The organism is Aliiglaciecola lipolytica E3 (assembly GCF_000314975.1).
In the GTDB taxonomy this organism is placed as follows: domain Bacteria; phylum Pseudomonadota; class Gammaproteobacteria; order Enterobacterales; family Alteromonadaceae; genus Aliiglaciecola; species Aliiglaciecola lipolytica.
The window spans coordinates 34,611-53,159 of record NZ_BAEN01000023.1 but is presented as its reverse complement, the minus strand read 5'-3'; the positions used below and the strand labels follow the sequence as shown (position 1 = coordinate 53,159).

Genomic DNA, 18,549 nt, shown 5'->3' with positions numbered 1-18,549 from the left:
CCTTTAACGACAGTGATAAGAAGCGTGATAAAGGCCTCTTGCGACATCTCTACCAATCAATTCATCTTCGGTAATAGCAGAGTAGAGAAAAAACTCTAGATAGAGCGTATTCCTTAGAACGGACTTTTTGCAATCACATATAGCTTCATTTGCTGCCGCGCCATCCCTGCACTCTTTAATGACCAAATTTGCCCATAGGCCTGCAAACATCCAGTGAATAGCGTATAAAAAGATTACCCATATCAATACTTTTTCAAACCAATTCTTTTTGTTCGTACTCACGTTCGTACCTCGTTAATCATGCAGCCTTTCATGATTTGAGCGCTTACTGTTTCAAGTTGCGGGGAGTTCATTTCATCATGAAGAAAACGATTAACTCCATGAAGTCCAGCTAACTCATGAACTCCTTCGTCTCTTGGTAATTGATTTAACGAATCGCAAGCTAAATTAACTCGCTCGCGCATCTGTGTTAGCAACCCACGTAAATTGGGGACCAAAGGTAATTCACAATATTTTCCAAATTCATCTGGTGTAGGCCTTAAAAGATTTAGAAGCGCCTCGCATGAAGAGTTTTTCGAAGAATAGAGGTCTTTTATGACTTTAAATTCTAGTTCAGCAAACAAACGTCTACTATCAATCAAATAAGGAAGATACTCACTACATCCGTTTTGCTGATAGAATCGCTTCACTCGCTGATTGCTCGTAGTGATATATTTTCTTAATCTGAGCGCATTCCTAATTCCTTTTTCACCCTTCATGTGATGACTAAGTAATCGAATATACGTTAGCATTTCCGCTTCCACGTCGGCGATAGGAAAAGAGTTTAAGGGATAACAATGAACCCGTCGTATTGCTTGTTTCCCAATGTATAGGCCTTCTCGCAATCCTTTTGCTTCGCTACCGGATGATAAGTAACCACCATGTCTATGTCCTTCGTACTCGGTAACTCGAACGCACAAGTTCTCAACATAATTGCTAATTAGCTGGGTCAGCTGAGTGAGATCGTAACGCTTAATCACATACTCTTTTCTCATTGCAGATTCAATCGGTGGAAACAGCCGTTGCAAAAAAAACAACATCTTTATGCTCCTTCAACATTACAAGGGGTGTGGTAGGCATCTAGAAACCGTTGCCGCTGTTCTACCGACTTTGATTTTAGCGACTGCAACTTTAATAACTTGGTTTGTAGTACTGTTTTACGTTTTTCAAGTTGGCTCAATTGAATATCACGTGTATTAAACAGGCGTAATTGCGTCTGGCAAAGCTGATACCGTTGTTGTGGCTCATTTTGCCAAGCCTTTTGGCGCATAACATAACTCGACTGAAAGTTATCTATTTCACGACCGACCTCGCTGACACAACGGTAATAGTTGTCAGCATAAATACGATAAATGCTATCCTCGTAAAGCTTGCGTTCATATTTACATGCACTGCCACTACAGGACTTGGAATATGTTTTGTTCGCAAAAATTCTCTCTATAAATTCTGGAAATGCTTGAGGAGAAAGGCCGCCTTTTAATTGGGTACTAATTATTGCTGTGGTCTTCCGAATTTGTTCAATATTGTCGAGCACAAAACTCTGGGTTTCTTTTTTAAGCGTTAAAAGTTTTGCGGTCACACTAGGTGTTACTTGATTTCCTTGTAAACATAAAACATTAGGCATAAATTCACGCTGTGATAAATAGTCAGAGGAAAAAGGTGGCGTCGGTGGTGGACCGCTATGAGGTGGAACAAAACACTGGTTATTCTCTATGATGTCAGCGCGAGTAACATAATCTGTTGCTTCGACAATTTTCTGATTCAAAGCGGTTAGCTCTCGATCAACCTGCTTAATGGCGTTTTCTACTCCAATCTTCATGGGTTCTAGTCCATAAGTTTGCTGCCAAACAGGATTATTAAAGCCGCTTTGATTACTTCGATTATCGGCATAAATATTAGTTTGGTAACTGGGTATTGCTCTCACAGGTATTATTTGATCTGATTGATTTGTAACGTAGAAGCAGGCTTGTTTATCTGTTGCCGGCATCGATTTAGGCAAATTAAAACGAGCCACGTTTGGCGGGTTATACCAAGCTGGTTTAAAAACATTTGAACTATTATTCGCGAGTTGACTAAAAATCGAGTATTTGAATTTATTGTCGTTGTTAGTTGACTGATTTTTCAGCTCAGTGGCAGGGACCACTCTCATAGAACTAAGACGCTTACCGTGAACATTTGAATTCAGGTAAAGTACTTTGTTTTCAGGCCGGTTATTTACGTCATTATAAGGCAACGAAACAAAAACCGTACTTTGCGAATAGCTAATTTTCGGAGCTCCATGTGGATGAACATATCCATCTTTTGTGGCACATGCTGATAACCACATAAAAGTGATACAGCCTATTAATAGCTTTTTCACAACCGCTTACCTCCATAAATAGCAGTCAATAATTGACTTAACTCGCTGTTTTTGTCAGGGCGTAAAAAATCATCATGGCTAGCCCGGGTTAAGTAAGTTGTTGTAAAGTCGGGAGCGGCAGAAAATGGCTTTACATATTCATCGTTAATCCCTGCCAGCGCTACTATATTTTGCTTCCGAATTATACGTTGAAATTGTTGATTGAGTCTTTCAAGCGGACCATTCTGGGTTATCGGTGCTAACATACTAGCTCCCCTGCGAGTCGACTTAAAAGCAGCAAAGCCAGCGGCATTGTCTACGCCATCATTCTCTAGATAAAGATTAAGGATCTTAAATAAAACAGCTAAGAATAGCGTGTTATTCGCCTGCTCTGTTCCTAGATGGGGAGTCCCCATGGTTACGATATTAAGTGAGTATTTTCTATCCAACTGTTTGGTGGGGTAAGCATCATAATAATGACGATTTTGATGCTGCTTAACGACTGAGTGTTTTATATAGTTTCCACCTGCTGAGTGTCCGACTAAAACAATATTTGCACTTTTGGGACGAGGTTTTAATAATCGTATTCGACGATCTTGAACTGCCGGTATCAATACCGTGAGGAACTTTGCCAGTACTTCATCTTTGTCATCATGCCCATAATCGGAATCCCAAGTCACCACGCAATAAGCAGAATCTGGATCTTTTTCGACTATGTCCAAATGACCACGCCATAATTTAGCCATACTGGCTAAGCTATGCTTCCCCTGATTAGAGAATGGGACAAAACCATGTGCAAAGATTATGATGTTATCCGCACTGGCAATACTGGCCACATAATCACCATTTGGATAATCACTAAAAGGTAAGAAATCGTTTGGAGAGTAACAATAAAGATTAGAACTTGTGGCTGCATTAAATTCTAGTTTGTTGCTAAGGATACCTAAATCTTGCTGAATTGTCGTAGCCGCAATTACATTGGTATTAATTATTAACGTTACGATAAACAATAGTTTCTTGGCACTGAACTCCATTGCTAATTGATACATACCTACTTCCTGTTTTCTTGAGAACACGTCCATCAAGTGACGTCGTCACAAAGTTAATCACCCTTTGAGTTATATGAAAGTGGTTGTTGATTAACAAGTTTTCATTACCCTTGCCTCTTCACTAATGAGTCATTTTGATATTAAATGGGATAACTGATACTAAATGATTTGCACAACCTATTGATTGAAAGATTATTTAGCCAACTGATTCACCGGATTAAGTAGTGACGTTTTCATAATGGAAGAAAATAACGACCAGAAGAGTGAGCATAATCGAAAACGAGGAATAAAAGCTTCGCCAGTAAAAATCCGTGCTGCAATGTTAAATTCAGGTGTGCGCACCCAAACCGAACTTGCAAAACTGATTCAAGAAACGGAAAACACTGATTCTGTCCCTCGTTCATTAGTTAGTCGAGTCTGTCGTGGTGAGGCTGTTGACCCTGTATCAATCGAACGTGTTGCAGCGGTAATGGGGGTGCAGGGCTGGGAATTGTATCTCAACACCAAAGACCAAAATCTACTAAATCAAATTGAAGATAATGAGCCCTCAGGCCCTTCTACTGAAGAGATTCCAATTACCCTTCCAAAACCGAGAAAAAGAAAGGTTTATTTGGGTTTACTGACTATTGCAATAGTTAGCATCGTATTGACTACTTTTCTAATGCCAAATCAGAAAAAACCTCTTCCGAATACTGCTGCTACTACGGTAACAAAATCTAGCGTAGTAGTGGTTTATCAAGATCAGAAAAATGAAAATTTAAGTCGGCATATTATCGCTGGGATTGACGACTATGCGAACGTTGTAACTAAACCATTGGATAACTCAACTCAAATACCACACCCATTCGATGTTGCTAAAGATTATGAAGCAGACATCGTTATCACCATAAAAAGAATTGAAAAAGACCGGTACGTCAACCAACAGGTTTGGCTCTACACAGAGGGATTGCAAAGGGTTATCGATTACAAAATTTATCCGATAGCTAATGAAACTATTTATTTACACTCGATGGTAAAAAAGATACACCACGCGGTTAATGCGGTGACAAATAAACTTTCCGATCATGTCCAGATTAATGACGAGCATATGCGAGCCATAGATACGTTATTGGAAGCTCGTTTATTAATTGAGCAAAGAGATTTTCAAAAAGATGGCGATAAAATTACATCAATGCTGTTAGGTGCATTGGAGCAAAATAATGATATGGCTCAACTATATGGCGCGTTGTGCCAAGCTTATATTCTCAAAAGTTGGTTGGAAGACGAAAAACACACTCTTGGGTTAGCCCAAAGCGCATGCAATAAAGCCAATGATATCGACAAAGAATCTCTCTACATCCAAGCAGTCAATGCTCACTTACATACATTGACTGGAGAAACCGACAAGGCGATAAATTTATTTGAACAAATACTTAAGAATGAACCGACTTACCTACTAGCGCTTTCTGGTTATGCAGAAGCCAATATTCAATTGGCAAATCAAAATACAGAAATGGCCACTGAAGCATACTCGTTCGCAAAACAAGCGCTGTCTCAAGCTATCGAATTAGAACAAGATTACTGGTACCTACATGAACTACTTGGATCAGTTTTTTTCGCTACGCAAGAAACGCAAAAAAGTTTGGAGGAATTTACTTTATCTGCCCGATATAGCGAAAACCCGGTATCTTTAGCGAATGTTGGTATATTAAGTTTATGCCAGGGGTTCAACCAAGAAGCGGAACAGATATTTAAGCAATTGCAAACGCTTGCCCCACATTCACATCTAGGCGACCAATTCTTAGGTTTGCTTTATTCTTATCAAGCAAATTACGACATCGCTATTCCTACAATCAAAAGCGCATTAGCGAAGATAGGTAATAAGGAAGGAGCAAATATATATGATTATTGGGGCTATTTAGGCGATGCTTATCGCTGGTCTCAAGATGGGACGCGTGCGGTTGAAGCCTATCACCAAGCGCTTAAAGCACTTAAGCACTACACCTTATTGGGAGTCCAAGGAAATACTGAAGAAGTAGCCGCTTTATATTACGAAGTTAAAGTAGCAGAGATAACCAACGCCATTTCCTTTAATCGAGACCTGATTTTAGAAAAGCTGCAACCGTTATCCAACAAGACCAACGGTCTTTCAGACAGTCTCAAGCTTGCCCAAATTCTGCTCGCATTGGGTCAAGTAGAAAAGGCAAAAGCAAAGTGGCTTGAGGTTTCTGAAAATTGTCAGTTTTATCGAATTAACCCCGATTTTAAATCAATTTCGTTATAACATCCTGCGAAAGAGCTACAATTAGTTAAACTTCCAGTTCAATGGCATTGTAATTGGGCGGCATTACTTCCAAGGTGAAACCCGTTTAAATTAGCATTGCTATTCAATCGTATCCGTCCGGTAAAACCCAGCCAGATATCGAAGAGTTGCTACCGTGGAATACAAAGTTAAGCTAGACGGGGTTTACCAAACGAATACATTCAAGCCGCCTTATATACAACTATGATCTGCCAAAAAAAAAGCAAGCCCGAAGGCTTGCTTTTTCGATTCAGCGTCTAAATTTTAGAAGCGATAGCTTGCACCAAGGGTGATACGACGGTCAGTAAGACCTTGGTAACAAAGCAATCCACCTTCATTCACACAAGACTGTTCAACTTCTGACTCAGTAAGGTTAACTGCTTCAATGCCTACGTTTAATTGGTCATTGATGTCATAACTTACACTAGCGTTAAGTTGTCCTCTGTCTTCTTGAACCACTGGGAAACCCCAAGGATAGCTAGAGGTACTACCGAAATCTTCAGAGCGGTAAGCTTCACGCCATGTGTAGCGCATACGAGCTGAAAGACCATACTTTTCATAGTACAAAGTAAAGTTATACGCATTTTCAGACAAGTCTAACAAGCCTTGAATTTCAGTTACGTTAATGTCGTCATTGCCTGTTGTAGCAGCAAACACGGCATTGGCACGGCTTGTTGCGGTATCGAATGCTTCACCACCTGAAAATTCTTGAATCGTGTAGTTAGCAATGAAACCAAATCCAGATGCCCATCCTAGTTCATCTTCAAAACCAGAAAGGTCATATTGAACAGCCATTTCAATACCTTTTTGGGTTGTTTCACCGGTATCGTTAATGGTAGTTGAAGTGGGTACACAAACACCTACACCAACTTCAGGTCCAAATACGTTGATATCTGCAATTGGGTTGAAAATACCACCTTGCTCACACGGAGCAGTAGTGTCACGGTATCCAGTATTTGGATCTTCGAACGGACTCTCAACCTGACCTACGTGTAAATCTTTACGTTTCTTATGGAAAATACCTACGCTAACCACACTTGCTTCAGCGAAATACCATTCAGCAGACAAGTCAAATGATGTAACTTCTTCTGGTACCAAGCCTGGGTTACCAATAGCAACATCTGGGTTAGGACTGGTAGAGAATGTTACTGACGTTGACAATTTATCGTAATCAGGACGTCTAATATCTTTTGACCAGCCAGCTCTGACGATAACGTCATCGTGCACGTCTGCAACTATGTTAAAACGTGGTAATAAGAAATCGTAACTACCAGAAGTGGTTGTTTGCGATACTACATCATTGCCATTTGCGTCTGATGTGATTGAGTTACCAGTAGAATTAACATCGGTTTCTAAATAACGTAAACCAAAGTTACCGCGGAACATTTCGTACTGGAAGTTACCCTGTGCGTATAGAGCATGGGTCTTTTCTTCGATATCAAAGAAACCAGCTGAACTAGACGTTGGAGAATCGATTTGTCTAGAACCACCATGCGCATCAATTGCAGCTTGTAATGTAGCAAGCACGCCATCTGGATCAGAAGCAGCAAGTTCTGGGTTAATAGTTAAGAAATCACGAACGTATAGTTCTCGACCATCTGCATCATTAAAATTAGTTGGGCCAGCAGTTAATAAACTAGCAAATAAATCACCGCTTGGACTATCAGACATGCTACGTAACCCAACGTTTGAGCTAATCTGGTCACGAAGACTTGAGCTCTTACTATAACGGTAACCGAAATCAACTGATGATACGAATGAATCTAAATAGTACGTAAAGTCAGCGCGGAACGCGTCTTCACTGTTTTCAGCAACGTTATTACCAATGTTTACATCGCGTAGTACTACGTTTGCGGGGTCTAAAAGCTGCGCACTAGATGGCCCAAACTCTGCATCTGACGCTATACCGAACGTTAAAGCACCACCTGTTAAATCATACTCAAACGGCGTGCCATTTTCATTGGAATCGTTAGTTGCAACGTTTGGATTAATAAAGTTAAGCGTCGTATTGAAGCTAGGTGTAGTTGTATCATTTGTTGAAGATGAAATTTCTACGCTTGCAGTGAGGTCATTACCTGTCCACTCACCGCCGATACGGAATATTTCACTTTTTGATAAACGTGAATTGGTATCGCCAGAGAAACGTAAGTTAGGATCAGCACCGCCATCTTCCACTGGAATAACACCGCGCACAGCGGCTTGAATACTACCTAGATCCGTTCCACCTAGAGATCCAAAATTAACTGTTTCGAACTCTGAAGGAACAGATACATTTCTTAGATCACTTACACCAGAAGCTTGTATTCTTGAGCTTTCTTGTCTGCGCTCTTGATCATTAATTACTGCATCAAAAAAGAACTTCATGTTACTGGTTGGTGCGAATTCGATCGTACCGGCAAAGTTTACCGTTTCATATTCATAGTTATCATAATCTTGAACAAAGAATTGAATAGGTAAAAAGTGGAAATCTTGTGCACTGTCAGCACCACTATCAGAACGTACTAGGTTGTCACGGTCTGCACGAGGACGGAATGCACTTACGTCTTGCTCAGTGTAACTTCCGCTTAAAACGATACCGAACTTACCTGAATCAGTTTCCCAGTTATCTCCCCAGGTACCTGCAAGTCTTGGCATAAATGTACTATCTGTAGAAAGACTGCTGTTCTCACCTTGAACTTGAACTGCAGCTAAGGTTTCGGTTAGTTGTAGTGGACGAATCGTTCTTAGATTAATAGTACCACCTACAGAACCTTCGATTGTTTTCGCTTCAGGTGCTTTAGTTACCTCAACTGCAGCGATAATAGAAGCAGAAACATCTTCAAAGTTAATTCCGCTACGACCAGAACCGGATCCCACTGTAGAAACACCGTTGATTTCTGTGCGGTTAGCGTTAGTACCACGAATTTGAACGCCAGTACCTACACCAGCTTCACGGGTAATCTGTATACCTGTTACGTTTTCTAGTACTTCTGCTAAGTTTTGGTCAGGTAATTTACCAATGTCGACTGCTTGAATAACTTCGACTAAATTATTTGATTCACGCTTTTCTGCGAGCGCACTGGTAAGTGAACTACGAATACCTGAAACTTGGATTACCTCGTAATCTTCATCAGTCGCTTGCTGCGCATCTTGAGCAATAGCAGAAGACGACATATTTATCGCGGTTGCGGATAGCATCGCCAAAGTAATTTTTGATAATTTGTGTTGCATATCTATTCCTGTGTGTTGTGTGTTTTTCAAACTTTATTATTAGTAATCGAGCCACTTCTATATCGAATATAGGTTAAATTTTGACTTAAACCATTTTACTCTTTACAAGAAACTCGCCGTACACTTACAAATAATTTACGTAATACTTACAATTAAATCGCCCAAGGTCAACCTTTTGGTAATAGATTTTTTATATGAATTTTACAAATTTGGTCTAACCAATGAAGTGTAAGAACATAACCACAATATGAAAAAGAACAAGCGTAAAATAATAAAATATTGATTTAAAAGCATTAATTAACGAAATATTGGTTATTTACGTACACAAGTGTAGCAATTAAATGCTTAGCCTATATAAAAAATAAGTATAAAAAACAATCTAAAGGCTTACAGAAAATTGGTGAGGCTCACCAAATATTGGTTGACCAATTTGGTCGTATTGGATACTTTGGGTTTGTTTACGAGCTGTTAGCATTTTTTATTACATTATGTAACGTTTAACTTTCACATAGAGCAAATTGATATGCGTGAATCCTGGAGATGGTTTGGACCGAATGATCCGGTAACCATAGATGATATAAGACAAACCGGTGCTACTGATATTGTCAGTGCACTGCATGGTATTCCTACTGGTGACGTTTGGGGCATGGAAGCAATTCAGCAACATCAGGCACTAGTAGAAACGTGTGATGCTGATCTAACGCCATTAAAGTGGAGTGTTGTAGAAAGCATTCCTGTGCATGAAGACATAAAATTGCAACGTCCCGGGCATCAGAAATACATAGATAATTGGATAACCACAATGGAAAATCTCGCAAAATGCGGGATAAAAACGATTTGCTATAATTTCATGCCAGTAATCGATTGGACCCGCACTGATCTTAAATTCAAACTTCCCAGTGGCGCGTATGCATTACGTTTTGATCAACAAAAGTTCGCAGCGTTTGACCTCTTTATTCTGCAACGCGAAAACGCGGAAGCAGAATACACTTTGGCCGAAATAGAAGCTGCAAAGCAAGTTTTTGATGAGATGTCAGATAATGAGCGAACAGAGTTAACTAACAATATTATCGCTGGACTTCCAGGTAAAATGACTGATGCATATAGTCTGGACGATTTTAAAAATATGTTAGCCAACTATAAAGGTGTTACTACAGCAACACTGCGCAATAGTTTATTCGCTTTTTTATCGCAAGTCATACCGCGAGCAGAAGCGTTAGGAGTTAAATTAGCCATCCATCCTGATGATCCGCCTCGCGATATGCTGGGATTACCACGCATTATTTGTACAGCTGACGATTTAGAAATTCTTTTTGCCGCTCAGCCAAGCCCTGCAAATGGTATTACACTCTGTGTAGGTACATATAGTAGTCGTCCAGATAATGATCTTCCTGGCATGGCTAAACAATTCGGTTCGCGGATCCATTTTTCACACCTACGTGGGGTGACCCGCGATCCGAAAGAACAACGTTCCTTTTATGAAGCTAGTCATCTTGATAGCGACATCGATATGATTCAAGTGATCAAAGAATTACTTATAGAAGAAAATCGCCGAAGACTACAAGGTTTGGGTAATGAAGAGATATTTATTCGCCCCGATCATGGTCATCAAATGATGGATGATATCGGCAAAACGGTAAACCCTGGATATTCTGGCATCGGACGTCTAAAAGGATTGTCTGAAGTGAGGGGAGTTATCAGAACTCTTGCAGCACAAATAAAGACTAATCATGAACAATAATATTATTAAATTTTCTGCAAATCGCGTCTGGCGCACCTACCAAGGCGGTAAGTTACTCGATTTAATTGAAGGTAAAGAAAAACCTGAAGATACAAGCTTCCCGGAAGACTGGATAGGCTCAACGGTTGAGGCACGCAACATTGGCCGTGAGCATATCTCAGAAGGCTTGGCGAAGGTCGCACTTGATGATGGCAGCATCATGACTTTTCGTGACTTATTAAAACAACATAAACATCACTTTTTAGGATCGGTCGACAACCAGGTTCGCTCCTTGGATGACATTCCTTTAGTGAAATATTTGGATAGCGCGACGCGGTTACATTTCCAAGCTCATCCCACTCGAGAATTCGCCCAACAACGGCTTGATTCACCACGAGGGAAAACTGAAGCTTACGTTATCCTTGAGATTCGCGAAGACGTAACAGACCCCTACATATATGCTGGTTTTCAAAGATCGCCAAGTCGAGAACAGCTTAAACAATGGATCGAACAACAGGATATTGATTCAATTGAAAAGTGCTTTGACCGTATCCCGGTTAAACCTGGTGACGTTTTCTTACTACCGGGCGGGCGACCACATGCGTTAGGTGAAGGTATATTAATGTTGGAGATCATGGAACCTTCTGACCTAGCAGTAAGGTTTGAGTTTGAACGTTGTGGTTATGTCATCCCTGAAAAAGCGAGGTTTATGGATAGAGGGATAGAAACAGCCCTTGATGTTTTCAATTTTGAGCCGGTTCCTCCTGAGAAAATAGATGACGAATTTCGCTGTCAACCAACTGTTGTGATTGACGACAAAAACGGCAATTGTCTTGAAGAATTAATCGGTCCGGACAAAACCCCATGCTTCACCGTCAAGCGCGCATCTGTCAAAGGTAATTTTGCGCGTCACCAAGATTCCTTTTTTATTGGGGTTGTTACTGAAGGCTCAGGGTTAATGCGTATCGATAATCACGTCACCCAATTAAATCGCTGGGATCGCTTTTTCTGTCCTGCAAATGTCAGCAATTTCGAATATGAATCCGTATCAGGTATGACAGTTTTGGAATGTTATCCGGGGCAAAATCAAGAATAACAAATAACCTTGATGATGCTTTTTTGAAAATAAAGTTGCCATTGTCTTTGACAACCAACAGGAAACGATTTTTACATGAAACAACTTAGTAAGACTACGCTATCTGAATTAAAACCTGAGATTCATGCACCACTTTATGGAGAAAATGCGATTACATCAGGCATTGTGCATTTCGGTACGGGTAACTTTCATCGTGCCCACCAAGCTGTTTACTGTGATGCATTGTTAAATCAGGGTGAGACGAAGTGGGGGATTACTGGTGTTTCAATGCGCTCTTCGGATATGCGCGATAAATTGGTTCCTCAGGATTTTTTATACACCCAAGCAACACTCGGTGACAAAACGGATTATCGAATAATAGGATCTATTCAAAACATCTATGTCGCGCCAGAGAATCCACGAGCGGTTATAGATGCCGTAGCGAACAGCACCACACAATTGGTGACAACGACAATTACCGAAAAAGGATATTGTCTAACGAGCGGCAAAGTAGATTTGCAAAATCCACTTATTCAACATGATTTAGAATCCCTCGAATCACCGCAATCCACCTATGGTTTTCTCGCCGCAGCCCTAATACAACGTTGCGCAGAACAAGGTGCTCCTGTCACTATTTTATGCTGCGATAATATGCATGCTGGCGGAGAACACCTACGTGATGGTGTGTATTTGTTATTGGAACAACACGATCCGGATGCCATATATTGGGTTAGTAAAAACGTCGCATTTTCATCATCAATGGTTGATCGTGTCACCCCGGCAACAAGCGAGCAACTCATACAAAATGTAGCTGAAAAGCTTGGCTTACATGATGCAGCTCCAGTCGCTGCGGAACCTTTTACACAGTGGGTCATCGAGGACAATTTTGCAGGTCAGCGCCCTCCTTTTGACCAAGTAGGTGCAATTTTTGTCGACGACATTTCAATTTTCGAACGGATCAAACTACGTTTTTTGAATGCCGGTCATTCTATGCTTGCGGGAATGGGATATCTTGCTGGCGATCAATTTATCCATGAAGCATTAGAACGACCCACATTGGCAGCATTTACCGAACAAGCCCTTAAAAACAATGCACTACCGGTAACACGGGCTCCTGCAAGCATGGATGTTAACGATTATATCGAACAAGTTTTTGAACGTTTCCGCAACAGCAATTTACCTTATGCAGTCTTGCAAGTAGGCTCCGATAGTTCTCAAAAAATTCAGCAACGTTGGATGCCAACCATAGATGATGCTATTGCAGTGAATGGTGAGTACCAATATTTTGCGTTTGCGCTTGCCTCTTGGGTGCACTTTATCCACAAAGCGCTAAATAATAATGATCTTATCGATCCTTTGCGTAATGAATTTGCACAAGTTCAATCATCTGATTTAGCTTCTCGAGTCAGGCAATATTTAGAACTTGCAGGAGCAAATAGGTTTGTGTTTTACAGCAATTCAGACTTTATGGCGTTGGTCGTCAGATATCATCTCATTATCGATCAGGTGGGCATAGAAAAAGCCATTGAAACCACGCAAATCTTGGCTAAATAGCTTTGCACGTCACAACTTTAAAGTAGGTATTATTCATGAACCAGCCGCAATCTAAATCTCTAATGCAAAAATTCACTCAGGGATTAGCATTATTTCTACCGGGCATTTTCTTACTTGGTTTTAATATTGGAACAGGCAGTGTTACTGCTATGGCTAAAGCTGGTGCGGATTATGGCATGTCGTTATTGTGGACTATCGTCGCTTCCTGCTTGTGTACGTTTTTCATGATTAACCTATATGGGCGTTACACCTTAATTACCGGTGAAACAGCGCTCGAAGCTTTTCGAAAACATATTCACCCAGCCGTGGGAATTTTCTTTTTAGTCGCGCTTACCACAGGCGTTTGTGGCAGTGTTATGGGCGTAATGGGTATTGTTGCTGATATTTGCTACGAATGGTCAAAGTCTGCGGTTGAAGGTGGTATTTCGCCCGTGTATTTCGCGGCTTTCTTTTTAAGTTTAGTTTATTTTATTTTCTGGAACGGCAAAACCCAGTTTTTTGAGCGCAGTTTAGCGGTGATCGTAGCCATCATGTCGGCGTGCTTTTTAATCAACTTCTTCATTATGATGCCGCCTCCGCTTGATATTATTAAGGGACTTATTCCTAGCATTCCAGAGGTCACATCAACGAACGACAAAGGACCGTTTTTAGTTATAGCGTCGATGATTGGGACCACGGTTTTCTCGGGATTGTTTATCATTCGCACCACTTTAGTTAAAGAGGCAGGATGGACCCTTGCCGATTACAACAAACAACGAAATGACGCTATATTTTCCGTTTTTCTCATGTTTATTATCAGTGCCTCAATAATGGCTGCCGCTGCAGGAACGTTATTTGTTGAAGGAATTGGTCTATCAAAAGCCTCGCAAATGATTGGTATACTGGAGCCATTAGCTGGAACACTCGCTACGTCCATATTTGCGTTTGGACTTATCGCAGCGGGAGTGTCATCACAATTCCCAAACATATTAATGCTTCCTTGGCTGTTATGTGACTACACCGGCGCTAAAAGAGATATGACGTTACCCAAATTTAGGATAATGGTATTTGTCATTTCATTATTAGGATTGGTAGTGCCAATTTTCGAAGCGCGCCCGGTATTTGTGATGATAATTTCACAAGCATTCAATGCCATCATCCTACCGATCACTGTTGCCTGTATTTTTTATCTTGGCAACCGAACCGATTTGATGAAAGAACATAAGAATACGTTGCTTGCAAATTGCATCTTAGCCGCAATACTGTTTTTTTCAATTTTCACTTCAGTGGTAGGTGTGAAAGGCGTTTGGCAAATGATAGTTGCTTAAGAGTATTTTATTTGAACTTCTAGGCTTGATTGGAATTGGCTGCCAAAAAAGCAGCAATTTCAGTTTCATCTTGACTGACTAAAGTTGGAATATTCAATTTTGACAGTACCTGTTGCTTAACAATTGCACCAAACGCAAGGTCGACGTTTTCGCAGATTGCTACGCAATTAAATTTTATAAAACGCTGATATTGATTGAGCAACTCCCCTACTGCATCAGGTGTTAAACCTGTATCACTGCCAACAAAGTTTACAAGTATCCACCGAGTTTGGACCGGAACAACAGACAGCACAATCTCGCCATAACGAATAATTCCTTCTTGATTAAACCCTCCCTGCACTTTGATTTTGACACAAGTATCCACCGAAACAATGTCAACATTGCCATGCGCAGATCGAAATTTCTTCATACAATTCACTCGAATTAAGATTTGAAATTAATACGCTATTTGAAAATACAATAAAACTTAGTATAGATATTTTTTACGGTTCCTATCAAATTGTTCCATATTTTTAAAAGGGTTGTTCAAGAGAACAACCCTTGGTCTAACATCTATAAGCCTTAGTTCAATGACGGATGCGAAACAAGACGAAAGCTGTCAAAAAATGCTTCTGCATCGGCCGATGGAGCCCCTTCCGCAGTCAAACTGAAATCATCGATTCTAATATCATCACCAAGGGTAGATTGATACTGAGCAAATATAGTAATCGTTGTATTGTCGCCGGAGTTAAACACCAAGACATCAGGCCTGAAACTGTCGTCACCTTCTAAATCTTCAGACAGATTCGCGTATACGGAATTCTTTGAAGCAACGATGTCGGCATTATCAAACACACCACCTTCTATAGCAGAGCCAGTGTGCGCACCAAACAACACTGTGGCATCTTGTTCATCATTATCTTTCAATAAAATGTACATGGTTAACGTATATTCAGTGTTTGGCTGCACTGTCACGGTTTGCGCTATATAAGGTTGATACGGCGTCCCACTATCAGCATCATTATGGGTAAATTTAATCGAACCATCTGCACCTGACGCTGAATTACTGGAATCTTGGACCTGACCTATACCTGTACCTTCGTTAACAACCCATCCATCTTGACCATCATCAAAATTTGGGTTGGTAATGTCGACACTACCCAATACAAAATCATCAAGAGAAGCCTTTATTTCTAAACTCGTACCTGCTGCTGAATTGAAACTTACAGAAGTAAATTTATATTCAGAACTACTTTGATCCACTGAATAGATATCGCCACCTACCGTTGCACTCAGTTTAGCAACACCATTGGTGAACGCTGAAAGGGTATAATTGGTATTTGCCTCAACGGTTACTGTTTGTGTAATGCTGTCTGTTTGGCTATCCAGCTTTACACTACTATTACGTGAAAAAACTTCATCCAGTTGCGTTGTTATCTGCGCGCCACTATTGTTCCAGCCATCGAGAGATTGCGTATCAAAATTAGCATTCTGAATGTCGACTTGAGCAATGTAAGGAGTAGAAGTTGGCGGCGTATAGCTCAGTGGCCCAACTAGTTCAGGCGACAGTAGTCCACGCAATTCTGTTAATGCAAGCTCCTGACTTAGAATCTCATCTGCTCCTGATAGTGTTGCCGCAGATCGTGTTTGTCCATCCATATCAGTAGTGGGCAAATCGTAATCGCCCGTATCCGCACCTAAATCGGCTGTTAAAGTGGCACTTTGTGCAGTGGGACGATACACCCCGCTACTGTCTGCCTCCAACTCGGGATCGACAAATGTCATACCTGTTAAGCTATCGATTGCGTCATCGTCTGCGAGGCTTTGACCAAATACATAATTGCCAGTAAATATTGAGTTATCTGGCAGATTATCGGCATTTTTGACTACCGGACCAATTGCATCAGCTACCACATTATTTACAAAATAAACGCTATCTGGTCTATCATCTTCGTTACCTGCAAACAAATTAATACTGTTAGCACTATCTACAATCGTATTATTAGCAACCAATACATTTTCCACGTCTTGATAGCCATTTGAGGTTGAGCCATCGGAAGCGCTGATTAAGATTCCACCATAAAAATTGGAACTTGGATTACGTGCACCTTGAATATAGTTGTTTGTGACACTGTGATTAGCATCTACTATTCGAATCCCTCCAGAAAAAGGATTATCGTCACCAATAATAAAGTTATTGTTAATGTTACTGCCTTCACCATGACGATTAACAATAGAACCACGACTATTGCGAATAGTATTATGTGCAACAGTGACAGAACCCGCTTTAATCGAAATCACTTCGGCTTCAGCATCTATTGCTTCAAAGTAGTTATGTTCGATTACCGCAAAAGAATCGCTGGTATGCGTATTACTAGATCCAATTCTGATCCCTTCATATTCATTATCACTTTGATCAGCATATGCCAATCCATCTTTAGGTGGTCTATCGCCAAAGTAGTTGTGATCTATTTGGGTACGATCTTCAGTACCCGGTGCATCCCCCCTTTCTACGATAAACAATGCACCTTGAGTGGATTTTCCTGACACCCAGTTATGGTCAAAGCGATTATTACTCCCGTAAATTTGAAACCATTTGGTACTGTCATCTAATCCTTCATCCATATTAATAAACGAATTTTCAGTAATTCTACAGTTATTACAGGCTGTATTGCTGTTAGCTCGTGTTTGCAGAATACTGCTGTCTATCGTGCCGTCTTTGAAAACAAACCCTTGAAATACAACGTATTCTCCAGTCATTCCAATAAATACTTCACCATCAATAATAACTTCTCCAGGTACCGCCGCCGCTACGGTGATTGGCATATCAGCGGTGCCAGTTCCGCCAAATGATAAGTCCAAACCAGTGTAATTACCTGATGCTAAACAAATAGTTTCTCCTGCTGTCATCGCAAAGCTAACCGCATCTTCTAAATCACTGGTAGAGTTTACTGTAGTGGTACAATTGATCTCTGGTACGCTATCGTTATCACCAATCGAGCCTTTAGTTAACACGGACCCTGAGCTCGCTTCTTCACCCGTGATAGTAATTGAAATGCGTGTTTGTGTGCCATCCACAGAACTTATTGAAAGCTCATCCACTACCGTATCAGTTTCACCGTTTAAACCCACAACGGTGCTATTGCTAGTATCCAATGTATAAGTCCAGGCTCCGTCTTCATCGATAGAAAATTCACCAAAACTACTAAGTACTGCATTTTGTGAAATAAATGCTGATTCGTTTGCATCAGCATCCATAATACTCAAATTGCCGCTGATTGGCGTATCCATCGATTGAACAATAGTAGCACTATCAACTCCGTCACCAGTGCCAAATACTGGAGCTTCGTTTATTCCGGTAATAGTAATGGTTATATCTTGCATAGTGCCATCGACTGAACTGACGGTTGCAACATCGGTAACGGTGCTTCCGTCAGCCAAGGCGATCACGCTACTATCAGACGTATCAAGCGAATATTGCCACTGTCCTTCGGAACTAATGCTGAACGTTCCGTAAGTTACCGGCGCATCAGTTTGTGCAACGGCAGCATCTTCACCTTCGTCAGGATCGGTAATAGTTAAAGTTCCGCTAACTGACATTTGATTCGCTGCAACAGTTGCGCTGCTATCACCAGAAAAAGTCGCCGCGGTGTTATTATTAGTCGGCTCCTCATCATTGCTACTACCACAGCCGGTAAGCCCAGCGGCAATAGCTATTGCCAAAATACATTTTTTCATCTACTCGCTTCCTTTTAAATATGCTGCTACAGATAAACAAGACAATAACCTATATAAACTCACTACCTGATCACACAGCTCAAGTGTAAAAACAAATATTATTACCATATAACGAAAATGCAAACATAAAACACACAATTAATTCACATATTGGTAACACAAAATCATATTACCAAAAATAAAGTCACCTCCACCCCGCGTATTTAGTTGGTCACAAAGGACCCACCTGGCTTTTTAATGAGCAAAAGAAAAAAGTAAA

General features: G+C 40.7%; 12 protein-coding genes. 5 read left to right on the top strand and 7 right to left on the bottom strand.

The window, feature by feature from the left end; all coding sequences use genetic code 11:
• Positions 1-3: 3 nt before the first annotated feature.
• The 4 genes from GLIP_RS05820 to GLIP_RS05805 are packed head-to-tail and all read right to left on the bottom strand — an operon-like array spanning position 4 to position 3,426.
• Positions 4-282 (bottom strand): hypothetical protein, encoded by a 279-nt coding sequence (locus tag GLIP_RS05820; RefSeq protein ID WP_040522048.1) that lies wholly within the window; start codon positions 280-282, stop codon positions 4-6.
• Positions 279-1,079 carry a hypothetical protein gene (locus tag GLIP_RS05815; RefSeq protein WP_008843665.1) on the bottom strand — a complete coding sequence of 267 codons (801 nt, stop codon included), beginning with the start codon at positions 1,077-1,079 and terminating at the stop codon, positions 279-281. The genes GLIP_RS05820 and GLIP_RS05815 overlap by 4 nt, the downstream gene beginning before the upstream one ends.
• Positions 1,080-1,081: 2 nt before the next feature.
• Positions 1,082-2,398 (bottom strand): hypothetical protein, encoded by a 1,317-nt coding sequence (locus GLIP_RS05810; protein ID WP_008843664.1) that lies wholly within the window; start codon positions 2,396-2,398, stop codon positions 1,082-1,084.
• Positions 2,395-3,426: an alpha/beta hydrolase gene (locus GLIP_RS05805; protein WP_008843663.1), complete on the bottom strand. Its 1,032-nt coding sequence runs from the start codon at positions 3,424-3,426 to the stop codon at positions 2,395-2,397. The genes GLIP_RS05810 and GLIP_RS05805 overlap by 4 nt, the downstream gene beginning before the upstream one ends.
• Before the next feature lie 238 nt (positions 3,427-3,664).
• Between GLIP_RS05805 and GLIP_RS05800 the strand changes: the two genes are divergently transcribed.
• The gene (locus GLIP_RS05800; RefSeq protein ID WP_008843662.1) at positions 3,665-5,689 is read left to right on the top strand and encodes a tetratricopeptide repeat protein; all 2,025 of its coding nucleotides are present in this window, start codon (positions 3,665-3,667) and stop codon (positions 5,687-5,689) included.
• Positions 5,690-5,971: 282 nt separating this feature from the next.
• Here the strand turns inward: GLIP_RS05800 and GLIP_RS05795 are convergent, their stop codons facing one another.
• Positions 5,972-8,917 carry a TonB-dependent receptor gene (locus tag GLIP_RS05795; RefSeq protein ID WP_008843661.1) on the bottom strand — a complete coding sequence of 982 codons (2,946 nt, stop codon included), beginning with the start codon at positions 8,915-8,917 and terminating at the stop codon, positions 5,972-5,974.
• Positions 8,918-9,440: 523 nt separating this feature from the next.
• Between GLIP_RS05795 and uxuA the strand changes: the two genes are divergently transcribed.
• The 4 genes from uxuA to GLIP_RS05775 all read left to right on the top strand — a co-directional run bounded on the left by uxuA (position 9,441) and on the right by GLIP_RS05775 (position 14,573).
• Positions 9,441-10,658 (top strand): mannonate dehydratase, encoded by a 1,218-nt coding sequence (gene uxuA / locus GLIP_RS05790; RefSeq protein WP_008843660.1) that lies wholly within the window; start codon positions 9,441-9,443, stop codon positions 10,656-10,658.
• The gene (locus GLIP_RS05785) at positions 10,648-11,733 is read left to right on the top strand and encodes a class I mannose-6-phosphate isomerase (RefSeq protein ID WP_008843659.1); all 1,086 of its coding nucleotides are present in this window, start codon (positions 10,648-10,650) and stop codon (positions 11,731-11,733) included. Before uxuA ends, GLIP_RS05785 begins: the two co-directional genes overlap by 11 nt.
• Positions 11,734-11,808: 75 nt before the next feature.
• A complete protein-coding gene (locus tag GLIP_RS05780; RefSeq protein WP_008843658.1) occupies positions 11,809-13,266 on the top strand; it encodes a mannitol dehydrogenase family protein in 1,458 nt (485 codons plus the stop codon).
• Positions 13,267-13,301: 35 nt separating this feature from the next.
• On the top strand, positions 13,302-14,573 hold the full coding sequence (locus GLIP_RS05775) for an Nramp family divalent metal transporter (RefSeq protein ID WP_008843657.1): 1,272 nt from the start codon (positions 13,302-13,304) through the stop codon (positions 14,571-14,573).
• A gap of 19 nt (positions 14,574-14,592) precedes the next feature.
• Here the strand turns inward: GLIP_RS05775 and GLIP_RS05770 are convergent, their stop codons facing one another.
• Together GLIP_RS05770 and GLIP_RS05765 are read right to left on the bottom strand one after the other, a co-directional pair.
• The gene (locus GLIP_RS05770; RefSeq protein ID WP_008843656.1) at positions 14,593-14,982 is read right to left on the bottom strand and encodes a hypothetical protein; all 390 of its coding nucleotides are present in this window, start codon (positions 14,980-14,982) and stop codon (positions 14,593-14,595) included.
• A gap of 152 nt (positions 14,983-15,134) precedes the next feature.
• Complete coding sequence (locus GLIP_RS05765; RefSeq protein WP_008843655.1) at positions 15,135-18,290, bottom strand: chondroitinase-B domain-containing protein; 3,156 nt, start codon at positions 18,288-18,290, stop codon at positions 15,135-15,137.
• Positions 18,291-18,549 lie beyond the last annotated feature (259 nt).